Below are 17,338 nucleotides of genomic sequence, written 5' to 3'. Positions count from 1 at the left end.
GTTGCAACCCTGTGATCCACGCACCCCTCTCCCACGCGAGCCTGACGCGAAGTCCCCCATGATCAAGAATCCCCTGTTCGCGCTCCTGTTGACCGCTCCGCTGGCGCTGCTGGCCCGCGCCGACACTGGCGCGCCGCAAACCGCCCAGGCCGAGCCGAAGCCTCGCGTCGACACGACTTTGTTGCAGTCGCCGGAAGCCGCCCCGCCGCCGACCCTGGCGGAGCCGGTCGAGCCCGAGGCGGCGAAGAAGGTGGCGGCCGAACTCCCGGCCGGGCCGACCGAGTACCAGACCACCGCCGCCAAGCTGGTCTACGGCCTGTTGTCGGACAGCCGCTACGCCTACCGCCCGCAGGCCCTCGACGATGCGCTGTCGGCCGACATGTACACCCGGTACCTGGAGGCGCTGGATGGGGGCAAGCAATTTTTCACCCAGGCCGATGTCGCCCGTTTCGACCGCTACAAGACCCTGCTCGACGACGCGATCAAGAGCGGCGAACTGGAGCCGGCGTATGCGATCTTCGCGACCTACCGCGAGCGCGTGAACGACCGCGTGGCGTATGCGCGCGGCCTGCTCAAGCAGGACATCTTCGATTTCAGCGGCAATGACGAATTCCGCTACGACCGCGAGGACGCACCGTGGGCCGCCGACACCGCCGAGCTCGACCGGTTGTGGAAGCAGTCGGTGCGCAACGACTGGCTGCGCCTGAAGCTGGCCGGCAAGGAGTCCGACAAGATCCGCGAGACGCTCGACAAGCGCTACGCCAACCTCGCCGAGAACATCGCCGAGCTGGAAGGGCAGGACGTGTTCCAGACCTTCCTCAATGCCTATGCCGGTGCGATCGACCCGCATACCAACTACTTCACCCCGCGTTCGGCGGAGAACTTCAACCTGTCGATGTCGTTGTCGCTGGAAGGCATCGGCGCGGTGCTGCAGAAGCAGGACGACATCGTCGCGATCCGCGAGATCGTGCCTGGCGGCCCGGCCGACAAGTCCGAGATCCTCGCGCCCGGCGACCGCGTGGTCGGCGTCGGCCAGGGCACCAGCGGCCCGGTCGAGGACGTGATCGGCTGGCGCATTGACAACGTAGTCGAGCTGATCCGCGGGCCGAAGGACTCGCAGGTGCGGCTCGACATCGTCCCGGCCGAGGCCGGGCTGGACAGCAAGCCGGTGCGCGTCACCATCACCCGCGACGAGGTGCGGCTGGAAGACCAGGCCGCCAAGTCCGAGGTACTGACCATTCCCGGCCAGGGCGACGCGCCGGCGCAGAAGATCGGCGTGATCGAGCTGCCGGGGTTCTACCAGGATTTCGAGGCCCGCCGCCTCAACAAGGACAACTACGCGTCGGCCACGCGCGACGTCGCGCGGCTGCTCAAGGAGCTCAAGGCCAAGGACGTCGATGGCGTCGTGCTGGACCTGCGCAACAACGGCGGCGGTTCGCTGACCGAGGCGATCGAGCTGACCGGCCTGTTCATCGACCAGGGTCCGGTGGTGCAGGTGCGCGAATCCGGCGGCCGGGTCAGCGTCGAGGGCGACAGCGACAACGGCGTCGCCTGGGACGGCCCGCTGGCGGTGCTGGTGAATCGCGGCTCGGCGTCGGCCTCGGAGATCTTCGCGGGCGCGATCCAGGACTACGGCCGCGGCCTGATCATCGGCGAGACCACCTTCGGCAAGGGCACGGTGCAGAACCTGGTCGACCTCGACCGCTGGCCGGCCAACGAGGAAGAGCGCTTCGGCCAGGTCAAGCTGACCATCGCCCAGTTCTTCCGCGTCGCCGGCGGCTCGACCCAGAACAAGGGCGTGGTGCCTGACATCAACTTCCCGGCCTCGGTCGACGCCACCGAGTACGGCGAGAGCACTTACGACAACGCGCTGCCGTGGACCAAGATCGCCGCGGTGCCGCACGTCAACTACGGCAACTTCGAGCCGCTGCTGCCCAAGCTGGAGACGCTGCATACGCAGCGCGTGGCCGACAACCGCGAGTTCCAGTGGTGGAAGGAGGACGTGGCGAGGTACCGCAAGGAGGCGGCGAAGACCTCGATTTCGCTCAACGAGGCCGAGCGCCGCACCGAACGCGACGCCAACGAGGCCCGCCGCAAACAGCGTCAGGAAACCCGCAAGGAGCTGGGTCTCGCCCTTGATCCGCTTGCGGCCGCCCAACTGGACGACGGTTTGACCGCGAACGAGCGCGACATCATCGAGGACGCCGCCCGCGAGAAGGCCGCCGAGGACCGCCCCGATCCATTGCTGCGCGAATCGGCCGCGATCCTGGCCGATGCGCTGTGGCTGCTGAGCAACGACGACCAGTTGTCGGCAGTGGTGCTGCCGGGGTCGGGCACGGCGGGGCACTGGGCCGACTGAGGCGACTGCACGAGTCAGATACAACACGGGCGCCCCAGGGCGCCCGTGTCGTGTCTGCCCCTCTGCCCGTGTCGTATTGCACCTCTGTAGGAGCGGCTTTAGCCGCGATCCGGAATCGTTCGCCCGCGCCGACTTCCGATCGCGGCTAAAGCCGCTCCTACAATGGCCGGTACAGTCGCCAAACAACACGGGCGCCCTCGGGCGCCCGTGTCGTATCCGCGTCGGACTCCGTTACGCCGCGCGCAGCGCCGTGGTCACCGGCAGACGTGCCGCCCGCAATGCCGGGAACAAGCCGCCGACCAGGCCGATGCCCAGCGCCCACTTCAATCCTTGCCACAACAGTTCCGGCGAGACCTTGAACTGGAACACCACCTGGCTGAAGTTGCTGCCCAGGGTCGACACCGTGTAGCCGTTGAAAACCAGCCACGCCAGCCCGGCGCCGAGGATGCCGCCGAGCAGCGCCAGCAGCATCGTTTCCAGCATCACCGCCACCACCACCGGCAGCCCGCGGAAGCCGAGCGCGCGCATCGTCGCGATCTCGCGCGCGCGGCCGGCGACCGCCGCGTACATGGTGTTGAGTGCGCCGAACACTGCGCCGATCGCCATGATCGTGCCGATCACCGTGCCGAGGATCGTGATCAGCTTGGTCAGGCCCTCGGACTGCTTGGCGTAGTAGTCGTGGGTGGTCAGCACGTCGAGCTTGAGCCGCGGGTCGGCGGCGAGCGCGGCCTTGAGCTGGTCGAACCCGGCCTTGCCGGCGAGCTTGACCGTGACCGACTGGTAAGCCGAACGGTTGTAGCTGGACCCGACCACCTCGGCGTCGGCCCACAGCTCCGAATCGTGCGCATCGCCGCTGGCGAACTTGCCGACCACCGACCACAACTGGTTGCCCAGCTCGATCTGCTTGCCGACCTCGAGCCCGGCGAACTGCGCCTGCGCGCCCTTGCCGACCACCAGTTCTCGCAGGCCGGGCTCGAACTTGCGGCCTTCGATGATCTTCACTTCCGGGCGCAGTTCCCACGCCCGCGGCCCGACCCCGCGCAGTTGCACGTTGGCGTCATTGCCGTCGGCCTTGGTCGGCAGGTTGACCACCTGCGACAGTTCCGGCGACACCAGCGGCCGGCCTTCCGCGCCCTCGGCGATCCCGGCCAGGGATGAAATCAACGGCACCTGTTCGCGGCTGATCACCGAGTTGGTCTCGGCCTGCGAGCCGCCGCGCAGGATGATCGCGCTGTCCTCGCCGCCGGTCTGGTTGAGCGTGGCCTCGAAACCCTTGCCCATCGCCAGCATCGCCACCAGCACCGCGACCACGCCGGCGATGCCGATCACGATGACCATCGAGGCGCCCCAGCGTTGCGGCAGCCCGGCGATGCCGACCGCGGCCACCGCCAGCGCCTGCCGGCCGCGCCGGGTCAGGCCCAGCCACGCGGCCAGTGCCACCACCAGTCCGAGCACGGCCTGCCACGGCAGCATGACCCACGCCGCCAGCATCACCGCCACCCCGAGCACGATGCCGAGGTTGCCGAGCCAGCGCCTGGTGCGCGAGGAGCCGTGCGTGTTTGCGGAAGTCTTCATAGGTTCTCCTCAGCGCCCGGCCAGCGCGTCGACGATCTTCAGGCGCATCGCGCGCAGTGCCGGCAACAAGCCGACCACCACGCCGATCAGCAGCATCAGTCCCAGCCCCATGACCCAGGTCCCGGTCGGAACGCTACCCATTGGAAGCATCCCACCGCTGTTGGCGCTGACCCAGACCAGCACCAGCGACGCCAGGCCCAGTCCGACCAGCCCGCCGATCACGATCAGCAGCACCGATTCGGCCAGCACCAGCGCCAGCACGCTGCGGTTGGTGAAGCCGATCGTCTTCAGCACGGCCAGTTCCGGGATGCGCTCGCGCACCGCCTGCGCCATGGTGTTGCCGGTCAGCAACAGCAGGGTGAAGAACACCGCGCCCATGATCCCGGTGACGATCAGGCCGATGTCGGCGAACTGCTTCATGAACGACTGGTTCCAGGCCTGTTCGGTCTGGGCCTTGGTCTCGTGGTCGGAGTTCTCCGAGATCGCGTCGATCGCCAGTGCCACCTGGCTGGCCTGGTCGACGTCGGCGAGGGTGACCATGAACCAGCCGATCTGGTCCTGGATGTAGTCGTTGGATTCGTCGAAGTACTTCCAGTGGAACATCATCTGGTTTTCCTCGCCCTTGCGCTTCTCGTCGGCGATCGTGTAGATGCCGCGCAGGGTGAAGGCCCAGTCGTTGCTGCCGTCCTTGGGAAAGATGGTCGCCTGCAACGGAATGGTGTCGCCGACCTTCCAGTCGAAGCGCTCGGCCAGCGATGCGCCGACGATCGCGCCGGTGCGGTCGGCCTGGAAGGCCTTCATCTGCTCCGGTGGCACCGTGTACTCGGGGTAGATCTCGAAATAATTTGGACTGATGGCGAAGTTGGCGAAGAAGTTCTTCGGGTCGCGGTAGATGCCGCCGAACCAGTTGGCATAGGCGACGTTCTCCACGCCCGGAACCGCCTCGATCTGCGACAGCAGCCGGTATGGCAGGGTCTGGGTGATCGACAACCGCGAGGACACCACCAGCCGGTTGGCGCCGGCGACGCTGCCGCCCGAGGTGAACGCAACGCGGACCGAGTCGAGCATGCCGAACAGCAGGAACGCCGCCACCACCGACAACAGTGTCAGCGCCGTGCGGGTCTTGCTGCGGAACAGCGAGGCCCAGATCAGGTGCAGGTATTTCATGTCTGCCTCCTCAGCCGGCGACCGCCAGCTCGCGATCGACCAGGGTGCCCTTGTCGAGGTGGATCGTGCGCTGCGCGTGGTCGGCGGCCTTGGGGTCGTGGGTGACCATGACGATGGTTTTGCCGTGGTCGCGGTTGAGCGACTGCAGCAGCGCCAGGATCTCCTCGGCGGACTGGCGGTCGAGGTCGCCGGTCGGTTCGTCGCAGATCAACAGGGTCGGGTCGGACACGATCGCGCGGGCGATCGCGACGCGCTGTTGCTGGCCGCCGGACAATTCGTTGGGCCGGTGCTTGCCGCGGTCGGCCAGGCCCACCAGTTGCAGCGCGATCTCGGCATTGCGCTTGCGCTGCGCGCCCGACAGCTTGGTCAGCAGCAGTGGCAGCTCGACGTTCTTCTGCGCGCTCAGGGTCGGCATCAGGTTGTAGAACTGGAACACGAAGCCGACGTGCTGGCTGCGCCAGTGCGACAGCTGGCCGGAGCTCATCTGGTCGATGCGCTGGCCGCTGATCTCGATCTCGCCGCCGCTGGGCGAATCGAGCCCGCCGATCAGGTTGAGCAGGGTGGTCTTGCCGGAGCCGGACGGGCCCATCAGGGCGACGAAATCGCGCTCGGCGATGTCGAGGTCGACGCCGTGCAGCACCTCGACCTTCTCGGGGCCGCGCTGGTAGGTCTTGGTGAGGTTGCGGATCGATACCAGTGCCATGGGGACGTTCCTCGCTATGCGATGTTGGTGATCGACGGGCTCCAGATCGGACCCGCCTTGGCAATGTCCAGTACTACTCGCTGTCGCCCGCCTCGGCGGCGTCGGCGACGCGCACGCTGGCGCCGTCGACCAGGTCTTCGGGCGGGTCCAGCACCACTTCATCGCCGCCGGCAAGCCCGGCGGTGACTTCGCGGTCGTCGCCGAGGCTGCGCCCGACGGTGACCACGCGCTGTGCGACTTCGCTTTCCGCTGCGCCGGGTTCGGTGAGCGCGAACGCGACCTGCTTGCCGTCGCGATCGACGATCGCCGCCGCCGGCACCAGCACGCCGGGTTTGGACTTCGGCGCGTCGGCCGGCGCGGCCTTCTCCATGAAGCTCACCCGCACGCCCATCTCCGGCACGATCCGCTCGTCCTTCGCATTGAGGGCGATGCGCACCTTGACCGTGGCCTTGCCCCGGTCCGCCGTGGGGATGATCGCGATCACCTCGCCGGGGATCTGCCAGTCCGGGTAGGCATTGAGGGTCGCCTCGATCGGCATGCCTGGCTTGACCCGGCCGATGTAGGACTCGCCGACATCGACCTCGACCTCGAGCGAATCCATGTCGACGATCGTGCCGATGCCGGTGCGGGTGAAGCCGCCGCCGGCCGATAGCGGCGAGATCATCTCGCCCGGTTGCGCCGCCTTGGCGATCACCACGCCGGCGAACGGCGCGCGCACCACGGTGTTGTCGACACCGTTGTCGGCGACCGCGAGCTGGTCCTGCGCCACCTGCGCCTGGCGCCTGGCGGTCAGCAGTTGCGCGCGCAGCGCATCGCGTTCGGCGACCGCCTGGTCGTACTGCGCCTGCGATACCAGTTGCTGCTTGACCAGCGGACCAAGACGCGCGGCATTGGCCTCGGCCTCGTCCATCCGTGCCTGTGCGCCGCCGATCTGGCTGCGCGCCGCGGCGAGCTGGGCCGCGGCGAGGTCGCGCTGGGCGGCGGCGTCGACCGGGTCGAGCGTCGCCATCACCTCGCCGGCCTCGACATGCTGGCCCTCCTCGATCAGCACCTCGCGGACCTTGCCGGTGACCTTGGCCGACACCGTCGCCATCCGTCGCGCGACCACGTAGCCGGTGGCGTCGAGCACCGAGGCACTGCCACCGTTGCCGCCACCGATCGCCACCACCGACGCGGTCCGTACTTCCGGCGCGTCGCCACGACCGAACAGCGCCCAGCCGGCCAGCGCCAGCAACACCACCGCCACGGCAATGGCCAGCGCGATCCACAGACCGCGCCGCGAAGGCGCGGGCGGCGGGGCGCTACGGTCGATGCGGAGTTCCTTCAACAGGTCGGCTTGTGCAGTCATATGCAACCCTGGACGCAGGACAGCGCCGAGTGTGACGGCAGACGGCCGCGATCGCCAACCTGCCGGAAGTCAGTAGCGATTTCCGGACACTCGCTCAACCCGCGGCCTCGGCGATCACCGCCTGCAACGCACGCAGGTGGCGGTCGAGCGCCTTTCGACCGTCCTTGGTGAGGCGGTACCAGGTCACCGGCTTGCGCTCGACGAAGTCGCGGCGCAGGTCGATGCAGCCGGCCTCTTCGAGCTTGCGCAGTTGCGCGCCGAGGTTGCCGTCGGTCAGTTCGAGTTGCTGCTTGAAGCGGGCGAAGCTGATCTCGCCGTGGCGCGCCAGCAACACGCCGATCGCCAGCCGCGCGCGGTGTTCGAACACCGGATCGAGGCCATCGAGCGCTTTCATTGGTGGATGGCCGGCTGCCGGCTGCGGTTGACCGAGATGCCGGCCCAGGCCAGCGCAATGCCGATCGCGATGCCGGTGAGGGTCCAGGTATACGGCAGCGCGAACAGGTTCAACACCACGTAGGCCGCCAGCATGATCAGCCCGCTCCACAGCATCGGCCGTTCCAGGTGCACGCCCGCCAATGCGTAGGAAAGGCCGGCGACGAGCAGGAAGTTGCCGACCGCCGCCTCGATCGGGGCGCCACGCATGACCGGCAACCAACAGACCAGGAACGCGATGCCGGTGATCAGCCAGTGCAGCCCGTGGCGGCGCCCTTCGGCGCGGTCGATGGTGCCGTGGCGGCGCTCGTCGCGGGCGGCGAGCCACCAGCTGAGCAGGCCACCGCCGGGGCCGGCGACCATCCAGAACGGTGCGGCCAGCGTCGGCGCGAAGTCGGGCAGGGCGAAGCCGACGGCAATGATCGCCGCCCACATGAAGTAGATCGAGGGAACGCCGCTGCAGCGGTCGTGGCGACGGACGGCGCTGGCGACGTAGTCGAGATCCTGTCGAAGGTTGTCGGTGCTGGTCATGGCGGGGCTCCGTGGATGATGATTTTCAAAGTACTCTGAAAAATAGAGTTGTCAAGTAACGCAATGGTGTCGCCGACAATCGGTCGCCTGCGGCTGGATTTCGGATGCACCTGTTCCGGATGCACCTGTAGGAGCGGCTTCAGCCGCGATGCGGAGTCGGTACGAGCGACCGATTGTCCGATCGCGGCTGAAGCCGCTCCTACAGGTTTCCGGTAACCGGGATCAGCGCTCGGCGCGCGCCTGCAACATCGCGAACGCCGCGCGCAGGCCTTGGGCTTCGCCGCCGCAGGGGCGGCCGGGGCGGTCGGCGTCGTTCCAGCTGTAGACATCCAGGTGCGCCCACTTCTGCGTCGCCGGGACGAAGCGCTCCAGGTACAGCGCGGCGGTGACGCTGCCGGCCATCCGGCTTGGGCCGCCGTTGGCGATGTCCGCGATGCTGCTGGTCAGGTAGCGCCAGTACGGGCGCCACAACGGCATGCGCCATAGCGGGTCGCGCTGCTGCTGGCCGGCCGCGAGCCAGTCGGCGGCGAGGGCCTCGTCGTTGCTGTACAGCGCCGGCAGGTCAGGTCCGAGCGCGATGCGGGCCGCGCCGGTGAGGGTCGCGAAGTCGAGGATGAATTCCGGCGACTGCTCGCCGGCATAGGTCAGCGCATCGCACAGCACCAGCCGGCCCTCGGCGTCGGTGTTGTCGACCTCGACGCTGATGCCGGCGCGGGTCTCGATGACCTCGCCGGGGCGGAACGCGTTGGGGCCGACCGCATTCTCGACCGCGGCCACCAGCAACGTGATCCGCAGCGGCAGCTTGCGCGCCATCACCCACTCGGCCAGCGCGATCGCGTGGGCACTGCCGCCCATGTCCTTCTTCATGTTGCGCATGCCGTCTGCGCCCTTCAGGTCGAGCCCGCCGGTGTCGAAGCACACGCCCTTGCCGACCAGCGCGACGTGTGGGTGTGCGTCCTCGCCCCACTGCAGCGAGATCAGTCGCGGTGCGCGGTGGCTGGCCCGCCCGACCGCATGGATCGCCGGGAAGTTGCGTGCCAGCAGGTCGTCGCCGCTGATGACTTCGATCTTCGCGCCATGACGCTCGGCGATCTCGCAGGCGACCTGTTCGAGCTGGTCCGGCCCCATGTGCTCGGTCGGGGTGTTGACCAGGTCGCGCACGCGCACGCAGGCGGCGAGCGCGTCGCGGACATCGGGGCAATCTTCGTCGACCTGCAGCAGCGCCGGTGCGCGCGACGGCTGCTTGTAGCGGCTGAAGCGGTACGCGCCCAAGCCCCAGCCCAGTTGCAGTGCGGCAACCACCGCGGCGTCGTGCTCGCCGACCAGCCGGAACGCGCGCGCCGGCAACGCGAACGGCGCGTGGCCATGGCTGTAGGGATCGAGCGGGTCGCCGATGCCGATGACCGCACCGCTGGCGCCGTCGTCGCCGGGCAGCAGCAGCGCGCTGCCGGGCGCGCCGTCGAAACCCTGCGCGTCCAGCCAGGCGCCGATCGCGGCCGGTTGCGCAGCGCGCCAGTCGGCCAGGCGCTCGCGGTCGACCACGTGCAGCGGCAGCGCGTCGGTGGTGGCATCGGTGAAACCAAGCGGCAGGCTCATGCGGACAGCGACTCCTGGGGATGCACCGCATCGAGCCAGTCGGCCAGCGCGGCAAGGGTGGGGAATTCGAGGTCGGGACGGATCTCGGTGTGCGGCCAGCGTCGCACCGTGCCGGACTCGTCCGGACGGTTGATCCAGCAGGTCCGCAGGCCGGCGCGGTGGGCGCCGAGCACGTCGGTGCGGGTGTCGTCGCCGACGTGCAGCACCTGCGACGGGTGGCAGTCGAGCTGGCGGCAGGCGGCGTGGAAGATGCCGGCGTCGGGCTTGGCCGCGCCGTGTTCGCGGGCGCCGAGCTGGAAGCGGAACAGATGCATCAGGCCAATCGTGCGCAGGCAGGCGTTGCCGTTGCTGAGCGCGGCCAGCGGCACCCTTGCCGCGAGGCGTTGCAGCGCGTCGAGGCTGTCGCCGTAGTGCTCGACCTCGCAGCGGGCGGCGAAGTAGGCGTCGTAGGCCGGTTGCGCCAGGGCGACGTCGTCACCGCTTTGCTCGAACATGCGCTCGAGCATCCAGTGCCGTTGCGCGGTCATGTCGTGGGCCAGTTCGGGACGGTCGCGGTCGACCTGCTGGCGCAGTTGTTGTCGCGCCTCCAGCGGCCAGCGCGCGGCGGTGCGCGGCGCGTGCCGGTGCAGCCAGTCGCCCAGCGCCTGTTCGGCGCGCACGATCGCCGGGGCAATCGGCCAGATCGTGTCGTCGAGGTCGAGGGTAATGGCGCGGACCGGGAACTGCACCGGGCCATTCTAGCGTCGACGCTGCCACTATTCGAACAGCCGCGCCCAGCCTTCCAGCCCCTCGATCCGGGCCAGCACGATCTTGACGCAGACCAGCAGCGGCACCGCCAGCAACAGGCCGATGATCCCCCATAGCCAGCCGAACAGCATCAGCGCCAGGATCAGCACCAGCGGAGACAGGCGCATCTGCCGGCCCAGCACGATGGGTGTCAGGATCTGGCCTTCCAGCGTGTGCAGGCCAAGGTAGATGCCGGCCGGCAACAGTGACATCCACAACTCGTCGAACGCGACGAAGCCCATCATCAGCATGATGATGATCCCGAGCAACGGGCCGACGTACGGCGCGAAGTTGAGGATCATCGCCATCGTGCCCCACAGCAGCGCCTCGGCCAGCGGCACCTCCAGCAGGTACAGGATGCCGGCCAGCGCCAGCCCGACCAGCGCGTTGATCACGCTGATGGTCAGCACGTAGCGCGAGATCTCGCGCTCGATCGACTGCATGATCTCGACGGTGACGCGTTTCTGCTGGCGCGTCGGCAACAACGACAGCGCGTTGCGTTGCAGGTTCTCGCCGTAGACCATGAAGAAGAACGTCAGCAGCACCACCGCCAGCACCGAGGCGATCATCATCGGGGTGGTGGTCAGCGACTTGTACGGGTCGTTGACCTCGGTACGGACCACCTCCACCGGCTTGCCGTCCTCGCCGTCGGTGGCGCGCGCGAAATCCTCGGCGGCCTCGTTGGCCGCCTTCATCGGCTTGGTCAACTCGCGCAGCTTGGGCGCGAGGTCGCGCATCTCGCGCGGGACCTGCCGGGCCCATTCCGAAGCCGGCTCGACCAACTGGCTGCCGAGCGCGACGGCGCCGGCCAGGCCAAGCAGCAACACCAGCATCGCGCCGATCGCGCGCGGGATGAACAACCGTTGCAGGCCGCGGATGATCGGGTTGCCGATCAACGCGAAGAACACCGCCAGCAGGATCGGCAGGATCACGTCCTGCGCGGCCCATAGCGTGTAGCCGACCGCCAGCGTCGCCAGCACCACCAGCGCGGTCGATGCGCGCGGGCGCAGCGGCGACAGCGGAGGTTCGGCGCCGGAGTCGGCATCCGGCAGCGGGGTCGCGCCCGGGGGTACTGCGGGAGCGGGCGCGGTCTCCGGCAGGTCGTCGCCGGATGACGGGTCGCCGCCGGGGTCGCCAGGGGTGGCCGGGCCCATCAGTCGACCGACTCCGCGTTGGTCTGGCGGGCCGCGGCGGCATGGCGCAGCAACCGTTCGTGGGCGATCCGCTCGCTGGCCGCGGCCGCGGCCGCGTCGTGTGCGGACCCGGGCACTTCGGGCGTGGCCGCCGTGGCGACATCGCTGGCCGTGTCCGCGGCCTGCTCGGCTTCGCTGGCGGCGTGGGTGGCGGCGGTGCTGGCGAACAGACCGCTCAGCAACGACACGATCCGAACCACGCTGCCGCCACGGGCCGCGCTGCGCAGCGGTTCGGCGCGGCCGACCAGGAAACCCGTGACCACGCCGGCGACCATGATCCGGGTCGGCGTCCAACTGGCCTTCCATGACTGCTTCAGCTGGCGCAGGTCGGCGCCGACGCGGCGCTCGTTCGCCTCCAGTGCATCCTCGGCTTGCGTGACCTTGGCGATGAGTTTGTCGAAGCTCATGGCGCGGTGGTTCTCCCCTGGGTGTGCATGCGGTGTTGGCCGGGCGGTGCTGGCCGGATGTTGCGCCGACGACGCGTCAGGGCGGCGTCACGTCGACCCCGCGCTCATCCTTTACCGGCTGGCCCTCGGTTTCGCTGGCGGGGCCGCGGCGGGAAGCGTGGCGCGCCGACTCGGGTGACTCGGGTGAGGGCATGAAGTCGGCCAACTCGCCGATCCCGAGCCGGGCCAATTGGCGCCGGGTCGCCTGCAGGCGGGTGTGTTCGAAATAGCGCATCGCCAGCCATGCGGCCAAAACCGTGGCTGCGACGCTGAGCACCGCCGGAATCAGCAGCGCGGCGGACCATGGCAGGCCGACCTGGCGACTCAGGAACACCACCAGCGTTGCCATCAGCAGCAGCCAGGCCGATGCGCCGAACGCGATCGCGAAACCGCTGAGGGCCAATGTCCGGCCCAGCGCGCTGCGCGCCAGCGACACGTCCGCGGCGAGCAATGTGCGCAGCGCCTTGGCGGTGTCGCCGGCGGCGCCAAGGCTGGCGCGGCCGGTGGCACCGATCTGGCGCATGGCCTCGAGAAGGTCGGGTGGCAGCGCATCGAAACCGTCGCCACCGTCACCCCGGTTGCCGCCGTCGTCGGGTGCGCTGGATGCGCCCATGGCGATGGCTTACTTGTCGCCGCTGCGGGCGAGCTTGGCGATGATCCAGCCGGCCGCGAACGCGGCGCCGAAGGAGGCGATCGGTCGCTCGCGGATCAGTTCGGCGGCGCTGTCGATGAGGTCGCGGCCCTTGTCCATCAGCACGTCGGCCTGCTCGCGCGCCGCGGCGCTGGCTTCCTCGGCTGCGGATATCCCGGCCAGTGCACTGTCGGCAAGGTCGGACTTGACGTGGGCTTTGCCAATCCGGAGCTCATCGCCGGCAGCGCCGGTTGCACCCTTGATCGCGTCACCGGCATCGCGCGCGGCCTGCTTGAGGTGATCGCCGGCTTCGCCGAGGCTGTTCTTGAGAGGGCTGGTGTCGGTGGGGCTCATGGCGCGATTACTCCTGGCGTGTTGGGGAACGGACGAGCGCTGCACCGTGTCACTGCATCGGCAGGACGCCCTGTCGATTGCCGCGCACGATGCGCAGCACCAACTGTGCCGGAGACTGTGTGAAGCCCGCGCGGAAGTCGGGCAGGTCCTCGACCGGGTCGGTGCCGGTCCCGACCACCCGGTCGCCCACGCGCAGGCCGTTGCGGTCCGCGCGGCTGCCGCGTGCGACCGACTCCACCACCACGCCGCTGGCCCCGGACTGGCGCACGGCTTCGGGCAGCTCGGCGAAGGTCGCACCGGTCAGGCGCGGATCGAGCTGTCCGCCGGGGAACACCCGTGGCTGCTCGCGTACTTCCAGCACCGGCTGCAGCGCCTCGCCATCGCGGCGGATGTCGAGCGTGACCTTGCCGCCGACCGGCTGCAGGCCCTCGAAGTTGTGCAGGTCCTGCGGGCCGTCGATGCGTTCACCGTTGGCCGCCACCACCACGTCGCCGGGCTGCAGTCCTGCCGCCGCCGCCGCCGAGCCGTCGTAGACCCGGGTCACCACCGCGCCGCGGGCGTTGTCCAGCTTGAGCGCCGTGGCCAGTCGCGGATTCACCTGCTGCGACTCCAGCCCGAGCGTGCCGCGGCGCACCTCGCCGGTCGTGATCAGCTGCGCCATCACGTTGCGCGCCAGGTTGGCCGGGATCGCGAAGCCCAGGCCGATGTTGCCGGCCATCGAGCCGCGCGGGTTGAAGCTGGCGGTGTTGATGCCGACCAGCTGGCCGTCGAGGTTGACCAGTGCGCCGCCGGAGTTGCCCGGGTTGATCGAGGCGTCGGTCTGGATGAAGTTCTGGAAGCCGAGCCCGCGCAGGCCGCTGCGCCCGACCGCCGAGACGATGCCGCTGGTGACGGTCTGGCCGATCCCGAACGGGTTGCCGACCGCGACCACGAAGTCGCCGACCCGCAACGCGCCCGAATCGGCCAGCGGGATCTCGTGCAGGTCCTGCGCCGGGATCTTCATCACCGCGACGTCGGTGTCGGGATCGGAGCCGACGAACTCGGCGCTGAGCGTGCGGCCGTCGCTGAGCGTCACCGTGACCTCGTCGGCGCCTTCAATCACGTGGTGGTTGGTCAGCACCAGTCCTCGCTCCGCGTCGACGATGACGCCGGAGCCAAGCGACTGCTCGATACGCTCCTGCGGCACGTTGGGGAACATCCGGCGGAAGATCGGATCGTTCGCGAACGGATTGCGGATGCGCACCCGCGACTTGGTCTGCACGCTGACCACCGCCGGCGTGACCCGGGCCAGCATCGGCGCCAGCGACGGCATCGGCTGGCCGGCAACCGCGGCCGGCAACTGGCCCACCGTCGGTGCCACCGCGACCACCGCCGGCGATGCCTTTGCCGGTTGCAGGCCATCGCGGATCGCGGTCGCGGCGAAGCCGCCGAAGCAGGCGGCCACGGTGAGCGCCAGCAGCGTCTTGGGAGTCGAGATCGGTCGCATCGGGAGTCCTCGCATTCCCGCCAGTCTGGCGGATGCGCGTTTAATCGTCGATGAAATCGACGCCATCGACACTTCACATCGGGTGTCCGTCAACGCAAATCCGTCGGCCCGCAGGCCAACTCGCCGATCTGCCCTTCTGCAGCCTTGAAAGCGTTGACTTGGCCCGGGGGCGGGGTTAGCTTGAGTCCCTGCCTCGCACACAACATGTTGTGGTCGGCGGGGCATCGGAAACCCAAGCATAGGGGTTCGTTTGGGTCAGCTGGCCGCCTGAAACCGCAGGATCGCGGGCTTTTGGCGTCTGACGGAGCAGGGCCGTGGCGACCGCTCGAACCACCTCCAGAACCGGTACCTGAAGCGACGCGCGTGGCGCAGTCGCGACATCGGCGTCGGTGACGGGCAACACCCACAACCAGAACAAGCAACGAACCGGGATGCACCCGGTCCAGAACAACCCGGCCGCGTCGCCATCCGCGGCCATCACGAGGAGAAAGGGCAGGCATGAGTACGGTGCGCCTCGAGGCAGTGAACAAGAGCAGCGACAAGGCAGGCATGGACATCCCGATGCAGCCCGCGTCCCAGGACATCTGGGACAAGAAGTACCGGCTCAAGAGCAAGCGCGGCGACGCGGTCGATGCCGACATCGATGCGACCTACCAGCGCGTCGCCAAGGCGCTGGCCGAAGCCGAGCCGACCCCCGAGCTGCAGCAGTACTGGAACGAGCGCTTCACCTGGGCGCTGCGCCGCGGGGCGATCCCGGCCGGCCGCATCACCTCCAATGCCGGTGCGCTCGAGCACAAGCCCGCCACCAGCACGATCAACTGCACCGTCTCCGGCACCATCGAGGACTCGATGGACGGCATCCTGGAGAAGGTCCACGAGGCCGGCCTGACCCTCAAGGCCGGTTGCGGCATCGGCTACGAGTTCTCGACGCTGCGCCCGCGCGGCGCGTTCGTCGCCGGCGCCGGCGCGTACACCTCCGGCCCGATGTCGTTCATGGATATCTACGACAAGATGTGTTTCACCGTGTCCTCGGCCGGCGGCCGCCGCGGCGCACAGATGGGCACGTTCGACGTGTCGCACCCGGACGTGAAGGACTTCATCCGCGCCAAGCGCGAAGACGGCCGCTTGCGCCAGTTCAACCTGTCGCTGCTGATCACCGACGGCTTCATGGAAGCGGTCGCCGACGACGCCGACTGGCCGCTGGTGTTCCCGATCAACATCAAGGAAAAGGGCGACATCGACGTCAATGATGCCGCCAGCGTGGTCTGGCGCGACTGGCCGACCCACAAGAACTACATCGCCCGCGAGGATGGCCTGGTCGCCTGCAAGATCTACGGCCACATCAAGGCCCGGCACCTGTGGGACATGATCATGGTCTCGACGTACGACTACGCCGAGCCGGGTTTCATCCTGATCGACCGGGTCAACGAGATGAACAACAACTGGTGGTGCGAGAACATTCGCGCGACCAATCCCTGCGGCGAGCAGCCGCTGCCGGCCTACGGCGCCTGCCTGCTGGGCTCGGTCAACCTGACCAAGTTCGTGCGCGATCCGTTCACCGACAAGGCCGCGTTCGACTGGGACGAGTACAGGGAAGTCGTGCGCGTGTTCACCCGCATGCTCGACAACGTGGTCGAGGTCAACGGCCTGCCGTTGCAGCAGCAGCGCGACGAGATCATGCGCAAGCGCCGCCACGGCATGGGCTTCCTGGGCTTGGGCAGCACCGTGACCATGCTGCGGATGCAGTACGGCTCCAAGGCGTCGTGCGAGTTCACCGAGCGGGTCGCCCGCGAGATGGCTGTCGCTGGTTGGGAAACCGGTTTGGAGCTGGCCCGCGAGAAGGGTCCGGCGCCGATCATGGTCGAGAACTTCCAGGTCGACGCCGAGATGCTGCGCAAGCGCCCGGAGATGGTCAAGGACGGCTGGAAGATCGGCCAGAAGATCCCCGGCAAGACCCTGCATGCGAAGTATTCGCGCTACATGCAGCGCGTCGCCGAGGTCGCTCCGGAGCTGGTCAAGGAACTGGCCGAGACCGGGGCGCGCTTCACCCACCACAGCTCGATCGCGCCGACCGGCACCATCTCGCTGTCGCTGGCCAACAACGCCTCCAACGGCATCGAGCCGTCGTTCGCCCACCACTACAGCCGCAACGTGATCCGCGAGGGCAAGAAGTCGAAGGAGAAGGTCGACGTGTTCTCGTTCGAGCTGCTGGCCTACCGCGCGCTGGTCAACCCGCGGGCGATGCCGTTCTCCGAGGACGACGCCGAGAAGCTGCCCGACTACTTCATCGCCGCCGACGACGTCACCCCCAGGCAGCACGTCGACGTCCAGGCCGCCGCGCAGAAGTGGGTCGACAGCTCGATCTCCAAGACCGCCAACGTCCCGACCGACTACCCGTACGAGGACTTCAAGGACATCTACACCTACGCCCATTCCAAGGGGCTCAAGGGCTGCACCACCTTCCGCTTCAACCCCGCCGCCTTCCAGGGCGTGCTGGTCAAGGAAACCGACCTCGAGAAAACCACCTACCGCTTCGAGTTGGAAGACGGCCAGGTGGTGGAGGTCAAGGGCAACGAGCAGATCGAGTACGACGGCGAGATGCATACCGCCGCCAACCTGTTCGACGCCCTCAAGGAGGGGTACTACGGCAAGTTCTGACGGCATGCTTCCGCCGGCATGATTTCATGGTGTGTTGCGCGCGACTCGGGTATACGATCGCCTCGGTGACACA

Annotated in this window: 15 protein-coding genes; 2 read left to right on the top strand and 13 right to left on the bottom strand. The window is 68.5% G+C overall.

Annotated elements, in window-relative coordinates:
* Window positions 1-58 precede the first annotated feature (58 nt).
* The gene (locus ACT9F5_RS07600; RefSeq protein WP_445119276.1) at window positions 59-2,359 is read left to right on the top strand and encodes a carboxy terminal-processing peptidase; all 2,301 of its coding nucleotides are present in this window, start codon (window positions 59-61) and stop codon (window positions 2,357-2,359) included.
* A gap of 231 nt (window positions 2,360-2,590) precedes the next feature.
* On the opposite strand, the gene ACT9F5_RS07595 is transcribed toward ACT9F5_RS07600, so the two are convergent.
* The 13 genes from ACT9F5_RS07595 to ACT9F5_RS07535 all read right to left on the bottom strand — a co-directional run bounded on the left by ACT9F5_RS07595 (window position 2,591) and on the right by ACT9F5_RS07535 (window position 14,607).
* Window positions 2,591-3,934, bottom strand: coding sequence for an ABC transporter permease (locus ACT9F5_RS07595; protein WP_445119275.1), 1,344 nt, complete (start codon window positions 3,932-3,934; stop codon window positions 2,591-2,593).
* A 9-nt stretch (window positions 3,935-3,943) separates the two neighbouring features.
* The gene (locus tag ACT9F5_RS07590) at window positions 3,944-5,101 is read right to left on the bottom strand and encodes an FtsX-like permease family protein (RefSeq protein WP_445119274.1); all 1,158 of its coding nucleotides are present in this window, start codon (window positions 5,099-5,101) and stop codon (window positions 3,944-3,946) included.
* A gap of 10 nt (window positions 5,102-5,111) precedes the next feature.
* On the bottom strand, window positions 5,112-5,804 hold the full coding sequence (locus ACT9F5_RS07585) for an ATP-binding cassette domain-containing protein (RefSeq protein WP_445119273.1): 693 nt from the start codon (window positions 5,802-5,804) through the stop codon (window positions 5,112-5,114).
* 73 nt (window positions 5,805-5,877) lie between these two features.
* Complete coding sequence (locus ACT9F5_RS07580) at window positions 5,878-7,152, bottom strand: efflux RND transporter periplasmic adaptor subunit (RefSeq protein WP_445119272.1); 1,275 nt, start codon at window positions 7,150-7,152, stop codon at window positions 5,878-5,880.
* Window positions 7,153-7,246: 94 nt separating this feature from the next.
* The gene (locus ACT9F5_RS07575; RefSeq protein WP_445119271.1) at window positions 7,247-7,546 is read right to left on the bottom strand and encodes a transcriptional regulator; all 300 of its coding nucleotides are present in this window, start codon (window positions 7,544-7,546) and stop codon (window positions 7,247-7,249) included.
* The gene (locus tag ACT9F5_RS07570) at window positions 7,543-8,115 is read right to left on the bottom strand and encodes a hypothetical protein (protein ID WP_445119270.1); all 573 of its coding nucleotides are present in this window, start codon (window positions 8,113-8,115) and stop codon (window positions 7,543-7,545) included. Before ACT9F5_RS07570 ends, ACT9F5_RS07575 begins: the two co-directional genes overlap by 4 nt.
* 222 nt (window positions 8,116-8,337) lie before the next feature.
* Entirely contained in the window at window positions 8,338-9,711 is a 1,374-nt protein-coding gene (locus tag ACT9F5_RS07565; protein WP_445119269.1) for a leucyl aminopeptidase family protein, read from the bottom strand.
* The gene (locus ACT9F5_RS07560) at window positions 9,708-10,439 is read right to left on the bottom strand and encodes an HAD-IA family hydrolase (RefSeq protein WP_445119268.1); all 732 of its coding nucleotides are present in this window, start codon (window positions 10,437-10,439) and stop codon (window positions 9,708-9,710) included. Before ACT9F5_RS07560 ends, ACT9F5_RS07565 begins: the two co-directional genes overlap by 4 nt.
* Window positions 10,440-10,466: 27 nt before the next feature.
* Complete coding sequence (locus ACT9F5_RS07555; RefSeq protein ID WP_445119267.1) at window positions 10,467-11,651, bottom strand: AI-2E family transporter; 1,185 nt, start codon at window positions 11,649-11,651, stop codon at window positions 10,467-10,469.
* Window positions 11,651-12,097 (bottom strand): hypothetical protein, encoded by a 447-nt coding sequence (locus tag ACT9F5_RS07550; RefSeq protein WP_445119266.1) that lies wholly within the window; start codon window positions 12,095-12,097, stop codon window positions 11,651-11,653. Before ACT9F5_RS07550 ends, ACT9F5_RS07555 begins: the two co-directional genes overlap by 1 nt.
* A 76-nt stretch (window positions 12,098-12,173) precedes the next feature.
* On the bottom strand, window positions 12,174-12,659 hold the full coding sequence (locus tag ACT9F5_RS07545) for a phage holin family protein (protein ID WP_445119515.1): 486 nt from the start codon (window positions 12,657-12,659) through the stop codon (window positions 12,174-12,176).
* Between the two features lie 99 nt (window positions 12,660-12,758).
* Window positions 12,759-13,121 (bottom strand): hypothetical protein, encoded by a 363-nt coding sequence (locus ACT9F5_RS07540; protein ID WP_445119265.1) that lies wholly within the window; start codon window positions 13,119-13,121, stop codon window positions 12,759-12,761.
* A 49-nt stretch (window positions 13,122-13,170) separates the two neighbouring features.
* Window positions 13,171-14,607: a Do family serine endopeptidase gene (locus tag ACT9F5_RS07535; RefSeq protein ID WP_445119264.1), complete on the bottom strand. Its 1,437-nt coding sequence runs from the start codon at window positions 14,605-14,607 to the stop codon at window positions 13,171-13,173.
* A gap of 498 nt (window positions 14,608-15,105) precedes the next feature.
* On the opposite strand from ACT9F5_RS07535, the gene ACT9F5_RS07530 reads away from it, so the two are divergent.
* A complete protein-coding gene (locus tag ACT9F5_RS07530) occupies window positions 15,106-17,265 on the top strand; it encodes an adenosylcobalamin-dependent ribonucleoside-diphosphate reductase (protein ID WP_445119263.1) in 2,160 nt (719 codons plus the stop codon).
* The last annotated feature ends 73 nt before the right edge of the window (window positions 17,266-17,338 follow it).

This window comes from Lysobacter sp. F6437, from assembly GCF_052547215.1.
The sequence above is the reverse complement of the archived record's forward strand: the minus strand, read 5'-3'. Positions and strand labels throughout refer to the sequence as shown.

Coding starts and splice junctions, on each gene's coding strand:
- ACT9F5_RS07570 (WP_445119270.1), bottom strand. CDS start 8,115: ATGACCAGCACCGACAACCTTCGACAGGATCTCGACTACGTCGCCAGC.
- ACT9F5_RS07565 (WP_445119269.1), bottom strand. CDS start 9,711: ATGAGCCTGCCGCTTGGTTTCACCGATGCCACCACCGACGCGCTGCCG.
- ACT9F5_RS07595 (WP_445119275.1), bottom strand. CDS start 3,934: ATGAAGACTTCCGCAAACACGCACGGCTCCTCGCGCACCAGGCGCTGG.
- ACT9F5_RS07530 (WP_445119263.1), top strand. CDS start 15,106: ATGAGTACGGTGCGCCTCGAGGCAGTGAACAAGAGCAGCGACAAGGCA.
- ACT9F5_RS07585 (WP_445119273.1), bottom strand. CDS start 5,804: ATGGCACTGGTATCGATCCGCAACCTCACCAAGACCTACCAGCGCGGC.
- ACT9F5_RS07555 (WP_445119267.1), bottom strand. CDS start 11,651: ATGGGCCCGGCCACCCCTGGCGACCCCGGCGGCGACCCGTCATCCGGC.
- ACT9F5_RS07535 (WP_445119264.1), bottom strand. CDS start 14,607: ATGCGACCGATCTCGACTCCCAAGACGCTGCTGGCGCTCACCGTGGCC.
- ACT9F5_RS07540 (WP_445119265.1), bottom strand. CDS start 13,121: ATGAGCCCCACCGACACCAGCCCTCTCAAGAACAGCCTCGGCGAAGCC.
- ACT9F5_RS07590 (WP_445119274.1), bottom strand. CDS start 5,101: ATGAAATACCTGCACCTGATCTGGGCCTCGCTGTTCCGCAGCAAGACC.
- ACT9F5_RS07600 (WP_445119276.1), top strand. CDS start 59: ATGATCAAGAATCCCCTGTTCGCGCTCCTGTTGACCGCTCCGCTGGCG.
- ACT9F5_RS07580 (WP_445119272.1), bottom strand. CDS start 7,152: ATGACTGCACAAGCCGACCTGTTGAAGGAACTCCGCATCGACCGTAGC.
- ACT9F5_RS07545 (WP_445119515.1), bottom strand. CDS start 12,659: ATGCGCCAGATCGGTGCCACCGGCCGCGCCAGCCTTGGCGCCGCCGGC.
- ACT9F5_RS07575 (WP_445119271.1), bottom strand. CDS start 7,546: ATGAAAGCGCTCGATGGCCTCGATCCGGTGTTCGAACACCGCGCGCGG.
- ACT9F5_RS07550 (WP_445119266.1), bottom strand. CDS start 12,097: ATGAGCTTCGACAAACTCATCGCCAAGGTCACGCAAGCCGAGGATGCA.